22 protein-coding genes and 1 other annotated feature are annotated in these 23,303 nt (G+C 68.6%); of the genes, 9 read left to right on the forward strand and 13 right to left on the reverse strand.

Annotation, left to right across the window (positions count from 1 at the left end; translation table 11 throughout):
• Position 1: 1 nt before the first annotated feature.
• From P0Y52_02380 to P0Y52_02395, 4 genes are all read right to left on the reverse strand, one after another.
• Entirely contained in the window at positions 2-796 is a 795-nt protein-coding gene (locus tag P0Y52_02380; protein ID WEK58405.1) for a folate-binding protein, read from the reverse strand.
• Between the two features lie 27 nt (positions 797-823).
• Positions 824-1,369, reverse strand: coding sequence for a hypothetical protein (locus P0Y52_02385; protein WEK58406.1), 546 nt, complete (start codon positions 1,367-1,369; stop codon positions 824-826).
• A gap of 49 nt (positions 1,370-1,418) precedes the next feature.
• Entirely contained in the window at positions 1,419-2,147 is a 729-nt protein-coding gene (locus P0Y52_02390) for a hypothetical protein (protein WEK58407.1), read from the reverse strand.
• A 65-nt stretch (positions 2,148-2,212) separates the two neighbouring features.
• On the reverse strand, positions 2,213-2,878 hold the full coding sequence (locus tag P0Y52_02395; GenBank protein WEK58408.1) for a hypothetical protein: 666 nt from the start codon (positions 2,876-2,878) through the stop codon (positions 2,213-2,215).
• 135 nt (positions 2,879-3,013) lie between these two features.
• Here P0Y52_02395 and P0Y52_02400 point away from each other — a divergent pair, with 135 nt between their 5' ends.
• The 3 genes from P0Y52_02400 (at position 3,014) to P0Y52_02410 (ending at position 6,115) form a co-directional block, all read left to right on the forward strand.
• Complete coding sequence (locus P0Y52_02400; protein ID WEK58409.1) at positions 3,014-3,970, forward strand: glycosyltransferase family 9 protein; 957 nt, start codon at positions 3,014-3,016, stop codon at positions 3,968-3,970.
• Between the two features lie 76 nt (positions 3,971-4,046).
• Complete coding sequence (locus P0Y52_02405) at positions 4,047-5,384, forward strand: dihydroorotase (GenBank protein WEK58410.1); 1,338 nt, start codon at positions 4,047-4,049, stop codon at positions 5,382-5,384.
• Positions 5,381-6,115 carry a prephenate dehydrogenase gene (locus P0Y52_02410; GenBank protein WEK58411.1) on the forward strand — a complete coding sequence of 245 codons (735 nt, stop codon included), beginning with the start codon at positions 5,381-5,383 and terminating at the stop codon, positions 6,113-6,115. The genes P0Y52_02405 and P0Y52_02410 overlap by 4 nt, the downstream gene beginning before the upstream one ends.
• Positions 6,116-6,121: 6 nt before the next feature.
• On the opposite strand, the gene P0Y52_02415 is transcribed toward P0Y52_02410, so the two are convergent.
• Genes P0Y52_02415 through P0Y52_02425 form a run of 3 tightly spaced genes read right to left on the reverse strand, consistent with a single transcriptional unit; the run spans position 6,122 to position 8,035 of the window.
• Positions 6,122-7,042 carry an alpha/beta fold hydrolase gene (locus P0Y52_02415; GenBank protein ID WEK58412.1) on the reverse strand — a complete coding sequence of 307 codons (921 nt, stop codon included), beginning with the start codon at positions 7,040-7,042 and terminating at the stop codon, positions 6,122-6,124.
• 28 nt (positions 7,043-7,070) lie between these two features.
• Positions 7,071-7,751: an SdpI family protein gene (locus P0Y52_02420; protein WEK58413.1), complete on the reverse strand. Its 681-nt coding sequence runs from the start codon at positions 7,749-7,751 to the stop codon at positions 7,071-7,073.
• Positions 7,748-8,035, reverse strand: a complete 288-nt coding sequence (locus P0Y52_02425) for a metalloregulator ArsR/SmtB family transcription factor (protein WEK58414.1) — start codon at positions 8,033-8,035, stop codon at positions 7,748-7,750. Before P0Y52_02425 ends, P0Y52_02420 begins: the two co-directional genes overlap by 4 nt.
• A 274-nt stretch (positions 8,036-8,309) precedes the next feature.
• Here P0Y52_02425 and P0Y52_02430 point away from each other — a divergent pair, with 274 nt between their 5' ends.
• On the forward strand, positions 8,310-9,068 hold the full coding sequence (locus tag P0Y52_02430; protein ID WEK58415.1) for a 3-oxoacyl-ACP reductase: 759 nt from the start codon (positions 8,310-8,312) through the stop codon (positions 9,066-9,068).
• 203 nt (positions 9,069-9,271) lie between these two features.
• Here P0Y52_02430 and P0Y52_02435 read toward each other — a convergent pair whose 3' ends face one another.
• The 3 genes from P0Y52_02435 to P0Y52_02445 are packed head-to-tail and all read right to left on the reverse strand — an operon-like array spanning position 9,272 to position 12,371.
• Complete coding sequence (locus tag P0Y52_02435; GenBank protein ID WEK58416.1) at positions 9,272-9,469, reverse strand: heavy-metal-associated domain-containing protein; 198 nt, start codon at positions 9,467-9,469, stop codon at positions 9,272-9,274.
• A gap of 11 nt (positions 9,470-9,480) precedes the next feature.
• Entirely contained in the window at positions 9,481-9,894 is a 414-nt protein-coding gene (gene cueR, locus P0Y52_02440) for a Cu(I)-responsive transcriptional regulator (GenBank protein ID WEK58417.1), read from the reverse strand.
• On the reverse strand, positions 9,891-12,371 hold the full coding sequence (locus P0Y52_02445) for a heavy metal translocating P-type ATPase (protein ID WEK58418.1): 2,481 nt from the start codon (positions 12,369-12,371) through the stop codon (positions 9,891-9,893). Before P0Y52_02445 ends, cueR begins: the two co-directional genes overlap by 4 nt.
• A 226-nt stretch (positions 12,372-12,597) precedes the next feature.
• On the opposite strand from P0Y52_02445, the gene P0Y52_02450 reads away from it, so the two are divergent.
• Positions 12,598-14,373 (forward strand): copper resistance system multicopper oxidase, encoded by a 1,776-nt coding sequence (locus P0Y52_02450; GenBank protein ID WEK58419.1) that lies wholly within the window; start codon positions 12,598-12,600, stop codon positions 14,371-14,373.
• Positions 14,370-15,518 (forward strand): copper resistance protein B, encoded by a 1,149-nt coding sequence (locus P0Y52_02455; GenBank protein WEK58420.1) that lies wholly within the window; start codon positions 14,370-14,372, stop codon positions 15,516-15,518. Before P0Y52_02450 ends, P0Y52_02455 begins: the two co-directional genes overlap by 4 nt.
• Here P0Y52_02455 and P0Y52_02460 read toward each other — a convergent pair.
• From P0Y52_02460 to P0Y52_02470, 3 genes are all read right to left on the reverse strand, one after another.
• Positions 15,502-17,127 (reverse strand): cryptochrome/photolyase family protein, encoded by a 1,626-nt coding sequence (locus P0Y52_02460; protein WEK58421.1) that lies wholly within the window; start codon positions 17,125-17,127, stop codon positions 15,502-15,504. The two genes, P0Y52_02455 and P0Y52_02460, sit on opposite strands and share 17 nt — an antisense overlap.
• Positions 17,124-17,306: a DUF2256 domain-containing protein gene (locus P0Y52_02465; GenBank protein WEK58422.1), complete on the reverse strand. Its 183-nt coding sequence runs from the start codon at positions 17,304-17,306 to the stop codon at positions 17,124-17,126. Before P0Y52_02465 ends, P0Y52_02460 begins: the two co-directional genes overlap by 4 nt.
• Positions 17,307-17,415: 109 nt before the next feature.
• Positions 17,416-18,894, reverse strand: a complete 1,479-nt coding sequence (locus tag P0Y52_02470; GenBank protein WEK59430.1) for a SulP family inorganic anion transporter — start codon at positions 18,892-18,894, stop codon at positions 17,416-17,418.
• Positions 18,895-18,937: 43 nt separating this feature from the next.
• Positions 18,938-19,000 (reverse strand) — a sequence feature (sul1 is cis-regulatory element that is thought to sense ions involved in sulfur or methionine metabolism; They are found in Alphaproteobacteria).
• A gap of 241 nt (positions 19,001-19,241) precedes the next feature.
• On the opposite strand from P0Y52_02470, the gene dusA reads away from it, so the two are divergent.
• The 3 genes from dusA to P0Y52_02485 all read left to right on the forward strand — a co-directional run bounded on the left by dusA (position 19,242) and on the right by P0Y52_02485 (position 23,280).
• Positions 19,242-20,276 (forward strand): tRNA dihydrouridine(20/20a) synthase DusA, encoded by a 1,035-nt coding sequence (gene dusA / locus P0Y52_02475; protein WEK58423.1) that lies wholly within the window; start codon positions 19,242-19,244, stop codon positions 20,274-20,276.
• Between the two features lie 264 nt (positions 20,277-20,540).
• A complete protein-coding gene (locus tag P0Y52_02480; protein WEK58424.1) occupies positions 20,541-21,365 on the forward strand; it encodes a sulfite exporter TauE/SafE family protein in 825 nt (274 codons plus the stop codon).
• A 94-nt stretch (positions 21,366-21,459) separates the two neighbouring features.
• The gene (locus tag P0Y52_02485) at positions 21,460-23,280 is read left to right on the forward strand and encodes a methyl-accepting chemotaxis protein (protein WEK58425.1); all 1,821 of its coding nucleotides are present in this window, start codon (positions 21,460-21,462) and stop codon (positions 23,278-23,280) included.
• Positions 23,281-23,303: the final 23 nt, after the last annotated feature.

Raw genomic sequence — 23,303 nt, forward strand, 5'->3', positions numbered from 1 at the left:
ATTAGCCTTGAAAATCAGGCATCCAGCCGGGCTTCTCGACCCGCACGGCGCGGCCGTCGACGCTCAGATCGCCCTCCAGACGGTCCAGACGCAGCAGGGCGATGGCGCGACCGTCGGCGCCGGTCATGACCTCGCCGGCGCGCAGTTCGCCGTTCAGCACCTCGGCGCCGCGCTCGGGGGCGGGGCCGTCGAAGGCGATGGCCATCATGCGGTTCTTGATCACGCCGCGCCGCTTCATGCGCGAGGTGGTCTCCTGACCGATGAAGCAGCCCTTGTGGAAGTCTATGCCGTTCAGCAGGTCGAAGTCCGCCTCGATGGGATAGGTCTTGTCCAGAAGCGCATCCGCCGCGGGGTCCGGCACGCCCAGAGCTAGGCGGTGCGCTTGCCAATCGGCCTCGGCGGCGTTGGTTTCGCACTGATCGCCCCAGCGGCGTCCGCCGAGCGCGGGCAGGCGGGGGTCGGGGATGAAGCCCTCGGGGATGTCGCCGCCCCAGGCGACGAAGACGGCGTCGGGGATGGGCATGACCTCGACGTTGGAGCGCAGTCTGTACATCGACAACCGCTGGACCAGGGCGTCGCGCCGCTCGGCCGCGACGTCCAGCACCACGCCGTTCTCCTCGCCCCACAGGAAGAGGTCGAACAGCAGTCGACCGGGCGGGGACAAAAGGGCGCCGAAGCGCAGGGCGCCGGGCTCTAGCGTCTCTACATCCTGCGTCAGCAGGTTGTGCAGGAAGGGACGGGCGTCAGGGCCAGTGACGCGGATCAGGGCGCGGCTGTCGAGGCGGGCGATGGACATACCGCCAAGATAGGGAGGGAGAGGACCCTACACCACCGCATACCGCGCCGTGACCCCGTCGGGCTGGAAGTCGTGCTCGGCCAGCCGGTCCAGCGAGGCGAGGACGCGCGCGACGAAGTCCTGAGGATCGCCCTCTTCGATGGCGGGGCGCAGCCAGTCGGTGACCACGGCGCGGGCCGGATAGGTTCCGACCGGGCCGGGGATGCTGAGGGCGACCTCGATCCCCTCGGCGATCCAGCCGGCCACGGCGGCGAAGAAATCCATCCCCGCCAGAAACTCGGAGCGACGCACGACATAGAGGGTGATCTCGCCGCGTTCGACGCCGTCAGGGCGGATGATGACGCCGCTGCGGTCGGGCCGCCAGTCGTCGGACAGCTCGACGGCGCGCCACAGGCAGAACCAGACGCGGCAGGTCTGAGGCCGGATCTCATGCACCGAACAGCCCGACCCGTTGACGCAATAGCCGCACAACTCGCCCGTCGGCTTGGCCAGCTCGGGCAGGTTCAGCGGGATGACGCGGCAGCACTCGACGCAGCCGCCGCAGGTCCGGTCAGGCAGAAGGGGAAGGCTCATGACGGGGCCTTAACCCATCGCGAGAGCAAATGCGCCGACGGATCGCGCGCTAGAACCAGCGACCGGCGGCCAGGCCGACGGCCGTGATGGCCATTGTGCCGACAGCGGCGACCGAACAGAGGCCGATCAGGATCATCAAGGCCTTGGCGACGCCGGGACCGATGGTCCGATACCAGCGCCCCCTGCCCATGCGCAGGAAGGTGACGACGCCCGCCACCCACATGGCGAAGGACGCCAGCAGGACGGTCCATCCCTGACCGTAGAGGAACCAGGAGAGCGGCAGGATCAGCAGGGTCCAGGCGTTGAGATAGGCGAAGCTGGCGCGAAACCCGCGACGCCAGCCCAGATCCTCGGCGTCCCACCATCGAAACAGGGGGGCGGTCACCAGGGCGTAGAGCGTCGCCAGGACGGGCACCATGATCAGCGTCATCCAGCCGTCGGCGTCGGCCATGAAGGCGTCGCGGCTCTTGCCCGAGGCCGCGATCAACGGGTTCAGCATTTCGGGCGGCAAGCCCGTGAGCATGTAGCTGGAGCCGCCGCTGAGGAAGAGCACCAGCATCAGGATGGCGTTGAGCGCCAGATAGAGGCGCAGAGGCCGCGTGTAGAGTCCGCCGCCGGTCGGGCCGAGGGTCATCCAGGTTTCCAGCACCTGACGCGGACGAACCAGCAGGTCGCGCGCGGTGCGCAGGTCCACCGAGCCGAAGCCCAGGGCGTCTTCAGACAGCTCGTCGACCGTCTGTGATCGCGTCGTCTTGGCCGACTGTTCCTGTTCGCTCATGAAAACCCCCGCTGCTTGCCGGATGGATCGCATCGCGCCCGTTGGAGCGCAAGGCGGGACTGTGGTCAGGACAGCAGCCAGCCGAAGGCGAAAACCAGGCTGGTCGAGACGGTGAATCCGCCCAGGGCCCAAAGCCCGGCGCGCACGACGCCCACGCCGTCCAGCCGCATCAGCCAACGGTGCTGGATGACCAGGTACCAGAGGGTGGCGGCCACGATCACGGCCAGCCCGGCCAAGGTGGCCGTCTCGCTGGGATAGCGGATGCCCGCCGCGCTCAGGCTGACCAGGATGGCGGTGGCGCCGGAGAGGTAGCATTGGGCGAAAAATGGGGTGCGCAGGGTTTCGCGGTCGATCCGCTTCCTCTCCAGCTTCAGCGAGATCCAGGCGAAGGCCAGGGCGTGAAGGCTGAACAGCAGGGCGCGAAAGGCGAGCAGGGCCTGGTCGTTACGCATGACGGCCTGGGCCAGGCGTGAACGCGGCCCCTCGTCCGGCATGCCCATGGCTAGCTCCAGGCCATGGGCGAGCAAGAGGCTGAGCACCAGAAACAGCGGTGGGCTAAGCGTTTCCAGATACTGCTTCTCGGGCTTGTCGCGCTGCTCCTGATCGGAATAGCGCATGGTGTCGAGCGGGCGGGTCAGGGTCATCCACAGCGTGCGCGGATAGAAGAGCAGCCACGACATCACCTCGTAGAGCAGTTCTTCGACAGATCGCAGGATGGTCAGGACGTTCATGGTCGGCCCCCTCAGCGCCATCGAGGCTAGCAGATGGCGGGGCGATCCGCAGCGGGGCGGCAAACTTCACTCGCTGAACCAGCGTCAAATCGCATCACCGCTGAAATCCGTAGAGAATCCCTCTAGGGTCGCCGCATGCATGGGCGGTTCCCGATCCTCTATATCGCCGAGGCGGACGCAGAAGACGCGGTCCTCTCGTCGGGGGCGCTCGCCCATCTGGTCGAGGCCATCCCGCACGCCACCTTCACCGTCGTCGGTTCGCCGGCCAGCGCGCCGCTGTTTGCGGACCTGCCCCGACTGGAGCGGCTGATCGTTTTGGATCGCGACGGGCGCTGGGACTGGATCGCCCTGTGGAACCAGGTGCGCGAGACCAACTGGGGGCTGGTGGTCGACATGCGCGGCTCGACTCTGTCGGGCAAGCTGCGGCGTCAGAAGCGGGCGGTGAAGGGCAAGGTCCTGCAAGGCGTGCATCTGGTCGAACAGGCGGCGCGGGTGCTGCAACTGGACGAGATCCCGGCGCCGAAGCTGTTTGTCGGACGCGACACGCAGGAGGCCGCCGACGCCCTGATCCCGGCGGGCGAAGGCCCGATCCTGGCCATTGGTCCGGGCGTGGACTGGATCGGCAAGCGCTGGCCCGCCGACCGTTACGCCAAGGTGGCCCTGTCGCTGCTGGGCGAGGGCGGGCCTCTGGCCGGCGGGCGGCTGATGATCGTCGGCGAGGAAGCCGACCGCGACGCGGCCCACTCGATCCGTTTCGCCGTCAAGCGCGAGCGGGTGATCGAACTGCAAGGGCGGCTGACGCGGTTGCAGACGGTCGCGGCCCTGTCGCGGGCCGACTTCTATATTGGCGGGGACTCGCTGTGGACCCAACTGGCGGTCGCCGCGGGCGTGCCGGCGGTGGGGGTGTTCGGCCCGTCCGACGAGGTGCTGCGTCGTCCCTGGACCGGGGTGGCGGTGCGCGGCCCGCGCAGTTTGCAAGAGTTCATCGACATGGACCCGCGCCTGAACCAGCACATCCAGCACATGATGGACCTGCCCTATGAGCGGGTGCTGAAGGCGTCGAAGAAGCTGCTGGCGCAACTGGCCTACTGACTTTTCCTGAACGGGCGAGGGGTTGTCCCTTGGGGCGTCGGGCGCGCATAAGCGCTCGACCTCAGGAGATGCGCCGATGACCCAGACCTATGACCTGATCGTGCGGGGCGGCGAAGTCGCCAACCACGCCGGACGCGGCATGGCCGACGTCGGCGTCATCGACGGCCGCATCGCCTTCATCGGCGACCTGTCGCAAGCGTCGGCGGGCGAGGTGTTCGACGCCACGGGCCTGACGGTGTTGCCGGGCGTCATCGACACCCAGGTCCACTTCCGCGAGCCGGGTCTGGAATGGAAGGAAGACCTGGAGACCGGCAGCCGTTCGGCGGCCCTGGGCGGCGTGGTCGCCGTGTTCGAGATGCCGAACACCAATCCCAACACCACTGACCCCGAGACCATGGCCGACAAGCTGGTGCGGGCCAACAACCGGATGTGGACCGACCACGCCTTCTACGTCGGCGGCACGCACGAGAACGCCGAGCACCTGGCCGATCTGGAGCGCCTGCCGGGCTGCTGCGGGGTCAAGGTCTTCATGGGCGCCTCGACCGGCGACCTGCTGATCGCTGATGACGAGGGGGTGCGGAAGGTCCTCTCGAACGTGCGCCGCCGCGCTACTTTCCACTCCGAGGATGAATACCGACTGGTCGAGCGCCGCAGTCTGGCCCGCACCGGCGACTGGACCAGCCACCCCGAGGTCCGCGACGCCGAGAGCGCCATCATGTCCACCCGCCGACTGGTGGGACTGGCCAAGGAAACCGGCGCCCGCATCCACGTCCTGCACGTGACGACCAAGGACGAGATGGAGTTCCTGCGCTTCCACAAGGATGTCGCCACGGTTGAGATCACGCCGCAGCACCTGACCCTGGTGGCGCCGGAAGCCTATGAGCGCCTCGGCGCCTATGCCCAGATGAACCCGCCGATCCGGTCGCAGGAGCATGTCGACGCCCTGTGGCTGTGGGGCATGCAGCAGGGGGTGGCCGACGTCCTGGGCTCGGACCACGCGCCGCATACCAAGGAAGAAAAGTCCAAGCCCTATCCGGCCTCGCCGTCGGGGATGCCGGGGGTGCAGACCCTGGTGCCGCTGATGCTGACCCATGTCGCCAACGGGCGTCTGTCGCTGGAGCGCTTCATCGACCTGACTTCCGGTGGGGCGCAGCGGGTGTTCGGCACGGCCAACAAGGGGCGGATGGCCGTCAGCTATGACGCCGACCTGACCATCGTGGACCTGAAGGCCAGGAAGACCATCACCCATGACCAGCAGGCCAGCCGCTGCGGCTGGACCCCCTTCGACGGCTTTGAAACGACCGGCTGGCCGGTGGCCACCATCGTGCGTGGTCGCGTGGTGATGAAGGACGGCGAACTGATCGGCCAGGCGCACGGCCAGCCGGTGCGCTTCCAGGAGACGCTGGCGGGGTGAGAGGCCCCAAACCCCAGCTTGGCCTGATTGGTTTCGGCGCCTTCGGACGGCTGACGGCGCGGCATCTGTCGCCGTATTTCGACATCCTCGCCCATGACCCGGCGGCGAGCGATGGCGAGGGGCTGGCGCGGCTGACGACGTTGGAAGAGGCGGCGGCCTGTCCGGTGGTGGTGCTGGCCGTGCCGGTCGGCGGGCTGGCGGAAACGGTCGCGGCGATCGCGCCCCATGTGACGCCCGGCGCCCTGATCCTCGACGTCGGGTCGGTGAAGGTGAAGCCAGCAAAGGTCATGCTGGAGGGCCTGCCCGAGGCTGTGCAGATCGTCGGCACCCACCCCCTGTTCGGCCCTCAGAGCGGCAAGGACGGCATCGCGGGCTTGCGCATCGCCGTCTGTCCGGTGCGCGGCGACAAGGCGGCGTGGCGTGTCGCCGCCTTCTGCCGCCGGGCGCTGGGGCTCAAGGTCTTCGTCGTCACGCCCGAGGATCACGACCGCGAGGCGGCGACCGTGCAGGGCCTGACCCACCTGATCGCCAAGGTCCTGCTGGCCATGGAGCCGCTGCCGACACGCATGACCACGACCAGCTTCGAGCGCGTCATGCAGGGCGTCGACATGGTCCGCCACGACAGCGCGGCGGTGTTCCGCGCCATCGAACACGACAACCCCTATGCGGCCGAGGTGCGCCGCCGGTTCTTTGATCTGGCGGAACAGGCAAGGGCGGAACTGGACGGCTAGGGCACCTCAGCGCGCCTTCAGGATGAAGTCGGCCACAGCGGGGACCACCTCGGTCCCCAGGGGAATGGAGGCGTCGCCATAGGTGGCGGCGTTGCCGACCGGGTCTGCCGGAGCCTGACGCAGAACGTGGTTCAGGCCCTCAAAGACAACTCGTTCGGCCTTGGGCTGCGCCGCTAGGAGGGTCTCGCTGTTCGCCGGAATCACCTGGATGTCTGTCGAGCCGTGACCCAGCAGAACCGGGCGATCATAGGCGGTGATCAGGGCCTGGGGGTCCACGACGAAGTAAGAGATCAGGTAGGGCTGGATCGACGGCCGGAACAGCACGGCCAGATGGGGCGGGGTCTCCGCGACGGTGCGACCCGCCTCCAGTTCGCTCATGATATGATCGACTTCGGGTTTGACGGTGGGCGGTAGATTGGGCTCGAGTTGACGACGTAGTTCGACGTTGGCGCGCACGCCGACCGGCGACAGCAGGACCAGACCGCAGACGCCGGGATTGTCGGCAGCCGCCGCTTGGGCGATCAGGGCGCCTTCCGAATGGCCGATCAGCCAGACGCAGGGCGCGCCGGTCTTCTCGGCTGTCAATTGGGCCCAGGCTTTGGCGTCGTCGATGTAGGTGTCGAAGGTGAGGTTAGCTTCACTGGTCGCGGCGGGGGCGCTGGCGGCGATGCCGCGTTTATCGAAGCGGACACTGGCGATCCCGTGCTCGGCCAAGCCTTCGGCCAATTGGCGATAGACGCCGCCGGTCACCCCGATCGGGCTGTTGCCGTCGCGGTCGGTGGGGCCCGATCCGGCGATGATGACGGCGGCGGCGCGCGTCTGGCCCTCCGGCGTCAGCAGGGTTCCGTGCAGGGGGGCGGGCGTCGAGGCCAGTTCGACGGGCGTCGAAACCGGCGAGAGCAGCAGGGCGGCGGCGAGGGTCAGCATGGTCGTCTCCGTCTTGAGAGGGGTGAAATCAGAAGGGTTGGCGGTCGGGGTCGGCGCGCCAGACGCGCCAGCTTTCGAACACCGACCAGCCGGCGGCGATCAGGACGCCGGCGATCAGCAGGCTGAAGCCCAGGGGCTGGGGCGTGAACGGCGCGGTGATCAGACCGGCGAGGCCCAGCCAGAAGAAGAGGCGGCCCGCCAGCCGGTTGGAGCGGTCCCAGGCCAGGCGGCTCTTGTAGTTCCAGGGGGTGCGGACGCCGATGATGGGGTTGGGCGCGATGCGGCCCATGAAGGCGCCCATGACCGCGAACAGCAGGCTCATCATGGCGGCGGTCATGGCCATGGACACGCCCGGCTGCGCGGCGCCGCGGCCCAGGATCATCCACACCATGAAGGCGCTGGTTCCGACGATGGCCAGGAGGGAGACCATCTGGCCGATCTCCAGCCCGCGCCGCCGCGCCGTGTCCGGCGTGCGCTTGGCGTACCAGCTCATCGGCCCGGCGGTGATGGCCGCCATGAAGGCCATGAAGGCGATCAGGCCCGACAGTTCGCTGCGGTCGCCCCAGCGGTCGGGCTGGCCGTGAATGTCGAAATGCATGGGGACTGGCCCGGCGGGGCCGGCGACCTGAACGCCGATGGCGACCGCGATCAGGCCGACGACCGTCAGGGCGGTCAGGGCGTCCAGCACCGTGAAGCGGGGCATGGTCATGTCGGCGTCTCCTCCTCGTTCGTCCTGCCTGTTCCGCTCAGGTCCATGAGGAAGGCCAGGGCCTCCTCGACCGCCGAGATTTCTAGCCGGTAGCGGATCGACTGGCCGTCGCGCTCGGGACTGACCAGACCGGCCTCTTTCAGCGCGTTGAGGTGGCCGGTGATGGTCGGCCAGCTCATGTCGAAGGCGGCGGCGATGTCGCCGGACGCTAGCGGTCCTGCCCGCAGCATGGCGATGATGCGTCGCCGCACCGGATGGGACAGGGCTTTGAACAGGCTGTTCATGAGGGGAGAGGCTAATTAGGAAAAAACCTAAATGCAACCCGTGTTCTGTGGGGGCGCGCAGAGTGTCTCCACAACCGCTCATCCCGGCGCCCGCCGGGATCCAGACTGAGCCATGCGCACCGCCGCTAGATAGGCGTGGGGATGAGCTTGCAGCCAAAGAACTGGATCCCGGCGTCCGCCGGGATGAGCGGGGGAGGGGCGGCGCGCCCTTTCCGGGATGACGAGGGCGGGCGGGCGGCCTATGGCTCGGCTGGTTTCGAGTTGAGGAGTGGCCATGGAAATCCGCGATCAGATCGTTCTCATCACCGGCGGCGCGCGCGGGGTCGGCGCGGCGGCGGCGCGGGCCTTCGCCGGGCAAGGCGCGCGGGTGGCGATCAACTGGCGCAACAGCGGCGAGCAGGCCAAGGCTCTGGCGGCTGAGCTGGGCGAGCGGGTCATCGCCCTTCAGGCCGACGTGACAGACCGCGCGGCGGTTGAGGCCATGGTGGCTCAGGCCGAGGCGCATTTCGGCGCCCCGATCAGCACCGTGGTCAACAACGCCCTGGACTACAGCTTCAACGGCGATGCGCGGGCGCAGATGGCGGACATTCCGTGGGAGGACATGGCGCAGCAGTTCTCGACCGTGATCCACGGGGCGCTGAACGTCATTCAGGCCACGGCGCCGGGCATGAGCGCGCAGACGTTCGGGCGGGTGGTCAATATCGGCACCAACCTGTTCCAGAATCCGGTCGTGCCCTATCACGACTACACCGCCGCCAAGGCCGCTCTGCTCAGCCTGACGCGGACGGCGGCGGGCGACCTCGGCCCGTCAGGGATCACGGTCAACATGGTCTCGGGCGGTCTGCTGCGGACCACGGACGCCAGCGCGGCGACGCCGGAGGCGGTGTTCGACCTGATCGCCGGGATGACGCCGCTGCGCTCGGTGACGACGCCGCAGGAGTTCGCCGACGCCGTGCTCTTCTTCGCCTCGCCGTGGAGCCGGGCGGTCACGGGGCAGAACCTGGTGGTCGACGGCGGGCTGGTTCGGGACTGAGGCAGCGTCTCATAAATCCCGCTCATCCCCGCGGAGGCGGGGGCCCAGTTCTTTGGCCCCGCACGCTTGCCGATCAGGTTAAGGTCCTTGGTATGAAAGGCCCCGCTGGCGAACCGGCGGGGCTTTTTTGCTCTAGCGGCGAACCGGGGGCGCACCTTCGAAGGTCATGAAGGGGGCAGGGGCCGGCTTGAGCGTGTTCATGGTCAGGCGGCCTCAGCCGGATAGCCGGCGGCGTCGAGCGCGGTCAGCAGGGTTTGACGGTCGGCCTGGGTCGTCACCTCGACGCGGCGGGCCTCGATGTCGGCGACGACCTGGGCCGAGGCGTCGACCGAATGGATGGCCTTCTCGACGGAGGCGACGCAGCCGCCGCAGCGGATCCTGGGAATGGTCAGGGCGATCATGGGGCTACTCCTCAGGAAACGGGGGAAGCAGCGGCGGGCGCACCCGCCAGGTCGGACAGGATGGGGCAGTCAGGCCGGTCGTCGCCGGCGCAGCAGTGCGACAGGTCGCGCAGCGCGTCGGCCATGGCCTGCATTTCAGCGATGCGGGCGTCGAGGTCGGCGACATGCTTCTCGGCCAGGGCCTTGACCTCGCGGCTGGGCCGGTTGCGGTCGCGCCACAGCGACAGCAGGCGGCTGATCTCCTCGACCGAGAAGCCCAGGCTGCGGGCGCGGCGGATGAAGCGCAGGTCGTTCAGGTCGCGCTCGCTGAAGTCGCGATAGTTGCTCTCGGTCCGCTCGGACGGTCGGATCAGGTCGACGGATTCGTAGTAGCGGATCATCTTGGCGGTGACGCCGGTGGCGGCGGAGGCCTTGCCGATATTCATTGGGCTGCTCCCTGAATCTGGGGTTTGAAGGCGCGCAGACGCAGGGCGTTCAGCACCACGCTGACGCTGGACAGGGCCATGGCCCCCGCCGCCAGCATGGGCGACAGCATGTAGCCGAAGGCGGGATAGAGGACGCCTGCCGCGACCGGGATCAGCAGGGCGTTGTAGCCGAAGGCCCAGGCCAGGTTCTGGCGGATGTTGCTCATGGTGGCGCGCGACAGGCCGATGGCGCTGACCGCGCCGCGCAGGTCGCCGCCGGTCAGGACCACGTCGGCGCTTTCGATGGCCACGTCGGCGCCGCCGCCGACCGCCAGACCGACATCGGCGGAGGCCAGGGCCGGGGCGTCATTGACCCCGTCGCCGACGAAGGCGACGCGGCGGCCGCCGGCCTTCAGCGCATTGATGGCGGCGACCTTGCCATCGGGCATGACCTCGGCGTGGACCTCGTCGATGCCCAGCAGGCGGGCGACGGCCTCGGCGGTGCGGCGGTTGTCGCCGGTGATCATGGCCACCTTCAGGCCCAGGCCGTGCATGGCCTGGATGGCGGCGGCGGTGGTCGGCTTGATTGGGTCGGCCACGGCGATGACAGCGGCCAGCTGGCCGTCGATGGCGGCGTAGAGGGGCGTCTTGCCCTCGTCGCCGAGACGGGCGGCGGCCTCGGCGAAGACGGCGACGTCGTGGCCCAGTTCGGCCATGTAGCGGTCAGCGCCGACTTCGATGCGGCGGCCCGCGACGACGCCCGCCACGCCCTTGCCGGGCACGGAGGCGAAGTCTTCGGGGCGGGTCACGCTGAGGCCGCGCGCGGCGGCGGCCTCGACCAGGGCGCGGGCGACGGGGTGTTCCGACTGACCTTCGACGGCGGCGACCAGGGCCAGGACCTCGTCTTCGTCAAAGCCGTCAGCCACGGTCAGGTCGGTCAGCTCGGGGCGGCCCGCCGTCAGCGTGCCGGTCTTGTCAAAGGCGATGACCTCGACCCCTTGCAGGGCTTGCAGGGCCTCGCCCTTGCGGAACAGGACGCCCAGTTCAGCGGCGCGGCCTACGCCCACCATGATCGAGGTCGGGGTGGCCAGACCCATGGCGCAGGGGCAGGCGATGATCAGCACCGACACGGCGGCGACCAAAGCCATGCCCAGCGCCGGATCGGGCGCGAACAGATACCAGACGGCGAAGGTCAGGACGGCGATGGCCATCACGGCGGGGACGAACCAGCCGGTGATGCGATCCACCAGGGCCTGAATGGGCAGCTTGGCGCCTTGGGCCGTTTCGACCATGCGGACGATCTGGGCCAGCACCGTCTCGGCGCCGACCTGTTGCGCCTCGAAGCGGAAGGCGCCCCTGGTGTTCAGCGTGCCGCCGACCACCTTGGCGCCCGCGGTCTTCTCGACGGGAATGGGTTCGCCCGTCAGCATGGATTCGTCGAGGTAGGAGGAGCCCTCCGTCACCACGCCGTCGACGGGAACGCGCTCGCCGGGGCGGACGGCGATCAGGTCGCCGGCCTGAACGGTGTCGATCGACACATCCTGTTCGACGCCGTTGCGCACGACGCGGGCGGTCTTGGCCTGCATCGACATCAGGCGGCGGATGGCCTGGCTGGTCTGCCCCTTGGCGCGGGCCTCGATCCAGCGTCCGAGCAGGATCAGGGTGACAATGACGGCGGCGGCTTCGAAATAGACATTGGCCGTGCCGGACGGCAGCAGGGCGGGGGCGAAGGTGGCGACCGTCGAGAAGGCCCAGGCCGCGCTGGCGCCCAGCACCACCAGGGCGTTCATGTCCGGCGCGCGGCGCAGCAGGGCGGGCACGCCCTTGCGGAAGAAGATCAGGCCCGGAACGAACAGGACGAAGCTGGCCAGGACGAAGCTGATCAGTCGCCAGGTCTGCGTGCCGATGGTCTGTTCCAGCCAGTGGTGCATGCCCGGCACGAAGTGCGAGCCCATCTCCAGCACGAACAGGGGCAGGGTGGCGGCGCCCGCGATCAGAACGGCGCGGCCCAGGTTGCGGATGTCGGCGGCGCGGGCGGCCTGTTCACGGTCGGCGGCGTCGAGGCCAGCCTCTTCCGGCTGTTCCAGCACATAGCCGGCCTGCTGCACGGCGGCGGCCAGGTCGCGGAAGGCGACGGCGCCCGAGAAGAAGCGGACGGTGGCGCGCTCGGTCGCCAGATTGACGCTGGCGCTCAGCACGCCGGGCACGGCGGCCAGGGCTTTCTCCACGCGACCGACGCAGCTGGCGCAGGTCATCTCGCGGACGGGATAGACGACGTCTTCCTCCATCGGCTCATAGCCGGCGGAGCGGATGGCGGCGGCGACTGCGGCGGGGGAACCGCCGTCCAGCACCACATGGGCGCGCTCGGCGGCCAGATTGACGCTGGCCTCGGTGACGCCCGGCACGGCGCGGACGGCCTTCTCGACCCGGCCGACACAGCTGGCGCAGGTCATGCCGAGGACCGGCAGATCGAGGACTTTCAGGGAGGCGTCAGACATGGGCGGAGCCTTTCGTCGTTTACAGCCTCAATCGTCTAAACCTTCCCGTCATGGGAAGGTCAATGCCCCAAAAGCGAGGTGATGATCCCCTCGCGCTCGGCGCGATAGCCTAGACGCCTCTGTGGCGTCCTGTCGCAAGGGGCGTTGCGCCGGGCCGCGTAATAGCCAGTGAAGACCGCGTCGCTTTTGTCGGACGCGGGACGGTACAAGAAGGATGATCCTCTCCATGTCGAGCAAGGCTCTTGATCGCCGGTCTCTGTTGCGCGGCGCGGCTGCGGGCGGCGGCCTGCTGGGTCTTTCGGGGCTGATGCCCGCCTGGGCCCAGACCGGATCGTCGGGGCTGCGGGCCGATCTGCCGACGCTGACGGGACCGAACATCGACCTGACGGTGGGCCATTCCAACTTCACCGTCGGCGGGCGAACCGGCCACGCCTTCACCGTCAACGGCCTGCTGCCCGCGCCCCTGCTGCGGATGCGCGAGGGGCAGAACGTACGGCTGTCGGTGACCAACACCCTGGACGAAGACACCTCGATCCACTGGCACGGCCTGCTGCTGCCGTTCCAGATGGACGGCGTGCCGGGCGTCAGCTTCCCCGGCATCAAGCCGCGCGAGACCTTTGTCTATGAGTTCCCGATCAAGCAGTCGGGCACCTACTGGTATCACAGCCATTCGGGGATGCAGGAGGCCATGGGCCACTATGGCCCCATCGTCATCGACCCGGCGGGCCTCGATCCCGTCGGTTATGACCGCGAGCATGTGCTGGTCCTGTCGGACTGGAGCTTCCTGCATCCGCACGAAATCCTGGCCAAGCTGAAGAAGAGCCCCGGCTATTTCAACCATCAGAAGACCACGCTGGCGGGCCTGCTGGATGGCTCGGACGGGATGGATCTGGCTGAGCGTCGGATGTGGGGCGGGATGCGGATGGACCCGCGCGACATCCTGGACGTCAACGGCACGACCTATACCTATCTGATCAACGGCCACGGCCCGCAGGAGAACTGGACCGGCCTGTTCCGGCCCGGCGAGCGAGTGCGTCTGCGCGTCATCAACGCCTCGGCCATGTCGATCTTCAACGTCCGCATTCCGGGCCTGGCCATGACCGTGGTTCAGGCCGACGGCGAGCATGTGCGCCCGGTCGAGGTGGACGAGTTCCAGATCTCGGTCGCCGAGACCTATGACGTCATCGTCCGTCCGCTAGAGGACCGCGCCTACACCATCGTCTCCGAAGCCATCGACCGTTCGGGCATGGGCCGCGCCACCCTGGCCCCGCGCCTGGGCATGACCGCCGAGGTGCCGCCGCTGCGCAAGGTGCCGAACCTGACCATGAAGGACATGGGCATGGGCGGTATGGACCATGGCGCGATGGCGGGTATGGACCACGCTGCGATGGGCCATGGAGCCGCCGCCGGGGCCGCCGCCGCGCCGATGGATCACGGCGCCATGAGCATGCGCGACCCGAACAACGCGCCTGCCGACATGGCGGTCGGCGTCGGCGTGGACGCCATCGCGCCTGCCCCCGCCAACCGTCTGGGGGAGCGGCCGCAGGGGCTTCAGGACGTCGATCACCGGGTGCTGGTCTATACCGATCTGCGCGCGTTGACGCCGAACACGGACACGCGCGCGCCGTCGCGTTCGATGGAAATCCACCTGACCGGCAATATGGAACGGTTCATGTGGGGATTTGACGGGCGCAAGTTCTCGGAGCTGGTCGAGCCGATCCGCTTTGAGTTGAACGAGCGGGTCCGCGTCACCCTGGTCAACGACACCATGATGGCCCACCCCATCCACCTGCACGGCCACTTCTTCGAGCTGGTCAACGGCCACGACGGCTATCAGCCGCTGAAGCATACGGTCAATGTCGCGCCGGGGTCGAAGGTGACGTTCGACCTGACCGCCAATGCGCCGGGCGACTGGGCCTTCCACTGCCACCTGCTGATGCACATGCACGCGGGGATGTTCAACGTCGTGACGGTTCGTCCGCTGGAAGGAGCCGCCCGATGAGCCGCGCCCTGTCCGCCGCTGTCGCGGTTCTGCCCCTGATGCTGGCCGCTGGTTCCGCCGTCGCCCAGAACCATGGCGGGCATGGAGGCCACGGCGCCCAAGCCGCGCCGGCACGCCCGCCGCAAGCTCGCCCGAGGCCTGCGCCCAAGCCCAAGCCGCGCGTCGCCGCGCCTCGGCCTTCTGCGCCTGCGGCCCCGGTGGCGGCGGACCCGCACGCTGGTCATGACATGAGCGGGATGTCGATGGCTCCGGCCCAGACGCCGGCCGTCGATCCTCATGCGGGTCACAATATGGCGCCGACCCAGGCCGATCCCCACGCCGGGCATGATATGTCGGCCATGATCGGCGGCGCGCCCAACATCCCGACCAGCGTGGACGCCGTCGGCGGACGCATGGTCGAGGCGTCGCCTCCGCCTGCCGCCCGCGCCGCGCCGGCCCATGCGGCGGACCTGTTGTTCGACCCGGCCGTTATGGCGGCCTCGCGCAAGCAGTTGCTGGTCGAGAACGGCGACGTGCGCACGACCGCCGTCCTGATTGATACGCTCGAGGCTCGCTTCGGCGACGGCGAGAAGGGCTATGGCTGGAACGCCCAGGGCTGGACCGGCGGCGACATCAACCGCTTCTGGTGGAAGACCGAGGGCGAGGGCGCCTTCGACGGCACGCTGCACGACGCCGAGGTCCAGGCCCTCTACAGCCGCGCCGTCGCGCCCTTCTGGGACGTGCAGGCGGGCGTGCGCCAGGACTTCCGTCCCGACGGCAAGGACACCACCCATCTGACCGTCGGCGTCCAGGGCGTCGCCCCCTACTGGTTCGAGATGAGCGCCGCCGCCTTCCTGTCGACCGAGGGCGACCTGACCGCCCGCGCCGAGGCGGAATACGACCAGCGCATCACCCAGAAATGGATCCTGCAACCGGCGGTCGAGGCAGCCTTCTCGGCCAGCGACATTCCCGAGCTGGAAATGGGTTCCGGCCTGACCTCGGTCACAGCGGGGCTGCGCCTGCGCTATGAGATCCGCAAGGAATTCGCCCCCTACGTCGGGGTCGAGTGGAGCCGTTCGTTCGGCGACACCGCCGACTACGCCCGGGCGCGCGGCGACGACGTGGACGCGACGCGCTTCGTCGTCGGCATCAAGGCCTGGTTTTAAGGCTTGGGCTTGGGCGAGAGGCGGCGGGCGGCGGCGGGTCGCCCTGGTCGCTGTCGCTCAGCGGCACAGCGCCGAGGGCCAGCCGGGTGGCTTCGGCCTCGGCCAGCAGGGCGGCGCGTTTCACTTCTCCGAAGCCGTTCAGCGTGCGGTAGGGCATGGCCAGACGGGCGTTGTGGCGAAGGTGTGAGCGGTTGCGCTCCAGAAAGCCCCAGTAGAGGCGGTTGAACGGGCAGGCGGCGTCGCCGCTCTTGCCCTTCACGTCGTAACGGCAACCGCCGCAATAGTCGCTCATGCGCTGAATATAGGCGCCGGAGGCGGCATAGGGCTTGGAGCCGACGATCCCGCCGTCGGCAAAGGTCGCCATGCCGCGCGTGTTCGGCATCTCCACCCACTCATAGGCGTCGGCATAGACGGTCATGTACCAGTCATCGACCGCGTCGGGATGGACGCCCAGCATCATGGCCAGATTGCCCGTGACCATCAGCCGCTGGATGTGGTGGGCGTAGGCGTGGGCGCGCGTGGTCGAAACTACGTCGGCCACGCAGGCCATGTCTGTCTGGCCCGACCAGAAGAACCAGGGCAGGGCGCGGTCGGCGCCTAGAAAATTCATCCGGCCGTAATCGGGCGTCTTCAGCCAATAGACGCCGCGCACGAACTCTCGCCAGCCGAGGATCTGACGAATGAAGCCTTCGACTGCGTTCAGGGGGGCGGCGCCCGCGCGATAGGCGGCCTCGGCCCGGCGGCAGACGTCCAGCGGGTCCAGCAGGCCCATATTGATCGCCGTCGAGACCAGGCTGTGCCACATCCAGGGCTCGCCGTGGGCCATGGCGTCCTGCCAGTCGCCGAAGGCGGGCAGGATGCGCGTCAGGAAGGTGTCCAGCGCGGTCTCGGACTCCTCGACCGTGGTCGGCCACCCGAAATCAGCCAGATCGCCGAAGTGATCGGGAAACAGGCGCGCGACATCGGCGATCGCCTCCCTTGTCGTGGCCGAGGGTGTGGTGCGCAGGCGAGCCGGGGGGCGCAGGCCCCGAGTCAGGGCCCTGCGGTTCTCGGCGTCGAAGTTCCAGCGGCCGCCTTCGGGCTCGGCGCCGTCCATCAGCAGGCCGGTTTCGCGCCGCATCTCGCGATAGAAATACTCCATCCTCAGTTCGCGCCTGTCGGCGGCCCAGCGGCGAAACCGGGCGTGGGAGCAGATGAAGCGTCGGTCCTCGCGGATATCGACGGGCAGCCCGGCGGTCGCGGCGAAGGCGGAAAAGGCCTCAGCCAGCCTCAACTCGCCGGGTTCGGTCAGCACGACGCGGGCGAACGCCTGATCCGCCAGAGCGCGGTGCAGTTCGCCGACGATGGACTGGCTGTTGCCGGGGGCGTCGATGCGGACATAGCGGACGCGCACGCCGCGCGCCGCCAGCCTGTCCGCGTGCGCCCGCATGGCCGCGAAGACGAGGGCGATCTTCTGCTTGTGATGGCGGACATAGGTAGCCTCGTCCCGGACCTCGGCCATCAGGACGACGTCGCGCGCCGGGTCGAGGTCGGTCAGGCCCGCCAGGCCGTCCGACAACTGATCGCCGAGCACCAGCCGCAGGACGCCCTGATCCGTCTGACGCGTCACGACCGGTCCGCCCTCAGGCCGTCAGGCGTGAGCGCCGCGGAGGCCTTGCGGCCGGCGCAGCGCGCGCTGCAATAGATGACATTCGGCCAGTCCCTCTCCCACTTCTTGCGCCAGGCGAAAGGGCGGTCGCAGACGGGGCAGATCTTGGATGGGAGGTCCCGTTTCTGAACTCTGCGCATCCTCGTCACCTTTCCGCGCCGAAAGAGGGGCCGCCCTTTGGTCTGGCTCCATTACGCCCGAGGCGGGGGCCGGATCAGTTCGACGCCCATCTTTCAGGATCGCCCGGCGTCAGTGGGCCCCCGCGCCAGAGGGCAGGTGAGCCTTGTCGTGCTGTCCGACCTTGTCGACCAGAGTGCGTCCGGCGGCGTTCATGCCGATCAGCTCCACCTGGGCGCCGGATCTGCGGTAACGGAACACCACCTTGTCGAGGGCGGCGACCCCGGTGCGGTCCCACAGATGGGCCTCGGTCATGTCGATCTCGACCCGGCGGGGGCGGCCATGATGCTCGAAGCTGGCGGCGAACAGCTCGGCCGAGGCGAAGAAGAGCTGGCCGGTGACGCGATAGCGCAGCACGCCCTCCTCGGCGGTCTCGATCTCGGTCACGGTAAGGGTCTTGCCGACCTTGCGCATGAAGAAGACGGCGGACAGCACCACGCCCAGCGCCACCCCCTTGGACAGGTCGTGGGTCACAACGACGGTCACGGTGGTCACCAGCATGACGATCGAGGACTGGAGCGGAATGGAGCGCAGTCGGGCGATGGAGGCCCAGTCGAAGGTGCCGACCGAGACCATGATCATCACCGCCACCAGCGCGGCCATGGGAATCCGCGCCACCCAGTCCTGAAGCACCAGGATCAGAAACAGCAGCAGCAGGCCCGCCCACAGCGTCGACAGCCGCCCGCGCGCGCCCGAGGTGACGTTGATGATCGACTGGCCGATCATGGCGCAGCCGGCCATGCCGCCGAAAAGGGAGGCGGCGATATTGGCGATGCCCTGGCCGCGCGTCTCGCGGTCCTTGTCCGACGGGGTGTCGGTGATGTCGTCCAGCAGGTTGGCGGTCAGCAGGCTTTCCAGCAGGCCGACGAAGGCCAGGGTGGCCGAGATGGGGGCGATGATGACCAGGGTCTGCCAGGTCAGGGGAACGGCGGGCAGGTGGAACATCGGCAGGGTCGAGGGCATCTGGCCCATGTCGCCGACGGTGCGGACGTCCAGCCCGGTCCAGATGACAAAGCCGCTCAGCAGGACGATGGCGACCAGGGGCGAGGGCACGGCCCGCGTCAGGCGGGGCAGTCCGTAGATGATGATCAGGGCCGCCGCGACCAAGGCGAAGGTCTGCCAGTTGGCGCCGATCAGTTCGGGCATCTGGGCCAGGAAGATCAGGATGGCGAGCGAATTGACGAAGCCGGTCATGACGCTGCGGCTGACGAAGCGGATGTAGCGCCCGAGCTTCAACAGGCCGATGACGATCTGGAAGACGCCGCAGAGCAGGGAGGCGGCGAACAGGTATTCCAGTCCGTGGTCGCGCACCAGGCCGACCATCAGCAAGGCCATGGCGCCGGTGGCGGCCGAGATCATCGCCGGGCGGCCGCCGACGATGGCGATGGTCACGGCGATGACGACGCTGGCGTAGAGGCCGACGGCGGGATCGACGCCGGCGATCAGGGAGAAGGCGATGGCTTCCGGGATCAGGGCCAGGGCGACCACGGTGCCCGCCAGCAGGTCGCGACGAGGATTGGCGAGCCATTGCTGGCGCGCGGAGGCGATCATGGACATGAAGGATTTCGCATGGATGAGCCGCCTGTGGCGGTTCAGTTTCCCGACGGATCGGCGGACGGGATAGCCACCCGGCGCTTCAGAAAAGCCCAGGTCCAAGGTGAAGGCCGCACCCATGCCGCGCGTTGGGAAAAATGGCAAGCCGACCGAGGGGGCGGGTCCGGGGCGTCGGGGGGGCAACGGGCGACCCGCGTCCGTCGCCCTTGGGGTGATCGCGTTTGCCGCCGCTCTCGCCTATAGAGCCCTCTCAATGTCCGATCCGAGCTCGCCGCCTTGCCGCCGGGATCGCCTTATAGGCTCGGGCTTCCACGTCGCCGTTTACGGATACGATCCTGCTGACAATGCCGATAAATCCCGCTCATAGGCTGTCCGTCGCCCCGATGATGGATTGGACCGACCGCAACTGCCGGGCGTTTCACCGCGCCCTGAGCCGCCGGGCGCTGCTCTATACCGAGATGGTCACGGCCCCGGCGGTGATCCACGGCGATCGCGAGCGGTTGCTGGGGTTTGACGCGGTCGAGCATCCGGTGGCCTTGCAGCTGGGCGGTTCGGACCCGGCGCAACTGGCCGAGGCGGCGCGCATCGGCGAGGCCTATGGCTATGACGAGATCAATTTGAACGTCGGCTGCCCCTCGGACCGGGTGCAGTCGGGCAAGTTCGGCGCCTGTCTGATGCGCGAGCCGGAACTGGTGGCCGACTGCATGGCGGCGATCAGGGGTGCGGTCAGCGTTCCCGCCACGGTCAAATGCCGCATCGGCGTCGACGATCAGGATCCCCTGGTCAGCCTGTTCGCCACGGTGGACGCCTCGGCGGCGGTGGGCGTCACCAGCTTCGTCGTCCATGCCCGCAAGGCCTGGCTGAAGGGGCTGTCGCCCAAGGAAAACCGCGACGTGCCGCCGCTGGACTATGATCTGGTGCGGCGTCTGAAGCGCGAGCGGCCGCATCTGACCATCTGCATCAACGGCGGCGTCGCCGATCTGGATCAGGCCGAGGCGCATCTCGACGACGCCGACGGCGTGCAGCTGGACGGCGTCATGCTGGGCCGCGCCGCCTATCATGAGCCCGCGTTGCTGGGGCAGGTGGATCGCCGCATCTTCGGGATGGAGGTCGAGGACGTCGATCCCTTCGCCGCCATCGAACGCTACAAGCCCTACATGGCCGGGCGGCTGGCCGAGGGCGCCCATCTGGCGGGCATGGCGCGGCATATGCTGGGCCTGATGCACGGCCGGGCCGGGGCGCGGGCCTTCCGCCGTATCCTGACGGTCGAGGGCGTCAAGGCCGGAGCCGGGCTGGAGGTTGTGGACCGCGCGGTCGAGGCCGTGCGCGAGGCCGAGGCGCGCCACGCGCGGTTGGGCGAGAGCGAAGAAGCGGCCTGATTTTTTACTTTCGCTCATCCCGGCGAAGGCCGGAATCCAGATGCAAACGCCGCCGGTTGGTGCGTGAAGTACTGCGCTCCAAGGTGTGAAGGTCCAGTCATACGATCTGGATCCCGGCCTTCGCCGGGATGAGCGTGTGAAATGGGGCCGTCATCCCGGCCTTGAGCCGGGATCGCCCAAGACGGCGGCGCTTCTGCGGTCCCGGATAGCGGCTGATCCCCCTTTCCGGATGACGCTGGCGGGCGGCAAGGCTATGCCCAAGCTATGAGCGCGCTCCCCCTGTCCGAACTGCTGATGATGTTCGCCGCCCTGATCGCGGCGGGGGCCGTGGCGGGGGTGATCGGCGGCCTGTTCGGGGTCGGCGGCGGGACGGTGCTGGTGCCGGCCCTGTTTTACGCCTTTTCGGTGCTGGGCGTGGGCGGCGAGAGCAATCTGCACGTCGCCATCGGCACTTCGCTTCTGACCATTGTCGCCACCTCGCTGCGGTCGCTGGCGACGCACCGGGCGCATGGCGCGGTGGACGAACAGGTGCTGAAGACCTGGACGCCCTGGGTGGCGTTCGGCGGTCTGGTCGGGGCGGGGATCGCGGGCTTCACCTCGATGGAGGGGCTGGCCGTCGTCTATGGCGTCTGTCTGCTGTTGATCGCGATGCAGATGGGGCTGCTGCCCGAACATGTGACCCTGCGAAAGGACCTGCCGACGGGTTGGGGACGACGCAGCGTAGGCACGGGCATCGGCCTGTTGTCGGCCATGATGGGCGTCGGCGGCGGCAGTTTCGGCGGCATGATGATGACCCTGTGCGGGCGACCCATCCATCAGGCGGTGGCGACGGCCAGCGGCTTTGGCCTGGCCATCGGGGCGACGGCGGCCCTGGGCTTTGCGGCCTTCGGCTGGGACGCGCCGGGGCGGCCGCCGCTGTCGCTGGGCTATGTCAACGTGCCGGCGGCGGTCATCATGGGGCTGCTGACCGCCGTGACCGCCCCCTATGGCGCGCGGCTGGCGCACCGGTTGAACCGCAAGGTGCTGCGCCGCGCCTTCGCTGTCTATCTGTTGCTGACCGCCCTGTCGGTGGTGCTGAAGGCGCTGTAGCGGCCTCTACGTAAATTACCGCTGTGAGCCGATAAGGCTTTGGCGAACAGCGAAAGGGTAGGGAGCAGCTTCACTCCCCCCGTGAGCGTAGAAAATGCTGCAGAACCTGTCTGTTCCCAAGAAACTGATGCTGTCCTTCGCCGCCGTGATTGCGGCCTGCGGGATGGCGACCATGGTGGTCCTGTGGGCCGTAACGGTCTTGCAGCGCGCCGACGCCGCCAACGCCGCCTCCGCCGAGATGTTCAAGGCGTCCGACCTGGTGCTGGCTGCTGCGGTGGAGCAGCAGAACGCCATGCGCGCCTTCGTGGCCACGCGCGACGCCGATTTCATTCCGAAATACGAGGAGCCCGGCAAGGCCCTGATCGCGCGTCTGGCCGACCTGGCCGCCGCCGACGTCAACGGCGCCTATGTCCAGGAACAGGCGGCGCTGAAAACCGCCACCGACGCCTTTCATAAAAGCGCCGACGGCCTGATCGTCCTGGCGCGCGACCCCGCCACCCAGCCCCAGGCCGTGGCCGGACTGGAAGCCGGCGCGCGTCTGGCCGACATCCGCGCCGCCATCACCTCGATTCAGGAAAAGGAGGCGGTGGTCGCCGCCGCCAACGCCAAGGCCAAGGCCTTCGCCTACACCGGGGCCTACTGGAGCTTCGCCATCGGCGGGGTGCTGGCCCTGGTCGTCGCACTGGGCGCGATCGCCTGGCTGATCGGGGCGCTGAGCCGTCCGGTCGAGGCCATGACGCGCGCCATGGCCAAGCTGGCGGGCGGCGATCTGAACGTCGCCATTCCCGCCATCGGCCGTCGCGACGAGATCGGCCACATGGCCGAGGCCGTCCTGACGTTCAAGCAGAACGCCGAGGAAAAGGTCCGTCTGGAAGCCGAGGCCGAGGTCCAGCGCGCCGCTGCCGAACAGGCCCGCATCGCTCAGGCCGAACGCGACGCCGAGATGGCGCGCCAGCAAGCCCAGGTCGTGGACGGCATCGCCTCGGGCCTCGACCGACTGTCCAACGGCCAACTGGGCTTCCGTCTGAACACGGCCTTCGCGCCGGAGTATGAAAAGCTGCGCGCCGACTTCAACGGGGCGATGGCCAAGCTGCAGGACACGATGCGGGTCATCGTCGACCGCTCCAGCGCCATCGGCGCCAGCGCTCATGAGATCAGCCAGGCTTCTGACGACCTGTCGCGGCGCACCGAGCAGCAGGCCGCCAGCCTGGAAGAAACCGCCGCCGCCCTGGAACAGATCACCGCCACCGTTGCCCGGTCGGCCGAGGGCGCTGTCGAGGCGGGCGTCGTCGTCGACGGTGCGCGTCAGGAAGCGACCGGAGGTCAGGCCGTGGTCGGCCGCGCCATCGTCGCCATGGGCGAGATCGAGCAGTCCTCGAACGAGATCGGCAACATCATCGGCGTGATCGACGAGATCGCCTTCCAGACCAATCTGCTGGCCTTGAACGCGGGCGTCGAAGCCGCGCGGGCGGGCGAGGCCGGGCGCGGCTTCGCCGTGGTGGCGTCTGAGGTTCGGGCCCTGGCCCAGCGCTCGGCGGAAGCGGCCAAGGAGATCAAGACCCTGATCTCGGCCTCCAGCCGTCAGGTCGGCGAGGGCGTGGCCCTGGTGGGCGACACCGGCCATGCGCTGGAGCGGATCGCCGAACAGATCACGCGACTGACCGCCATCGCCCGTGAAATCTCGGCCTCGTCGCAGGAGCAGTCCAGTGGCCTGCAACAGGTCAATATCGCCGTGGCCCAGATGGATCAGGTGACGCAGCAGAACGCGGCCATGGTCGAGGAATCGACCGCCGCCAGCCACTCTCTGGCGCAGGACGCCCGTGAGCTGGACCGGATGATGGGGCAGTTCTCGCTGGACGGCGCCGCCACGGACGCGCGCGGTCAGCAGCGGATGCTGGCGCGGGCGGTGGCGTAACAAGAATGAGCAATCCTCCCTTG

This window comes from Candidatus Brevundimonas phytovorans, assembly GCA_029203145.1.
In the GTDB taxonomy this organism is placed as follows: Bacteria; Pseudomonadota; Alphaproteobacteria; order Caulobacterales; family Caulobacteraceae; genus Brevundimonas; species Brevundimonas phytovorans.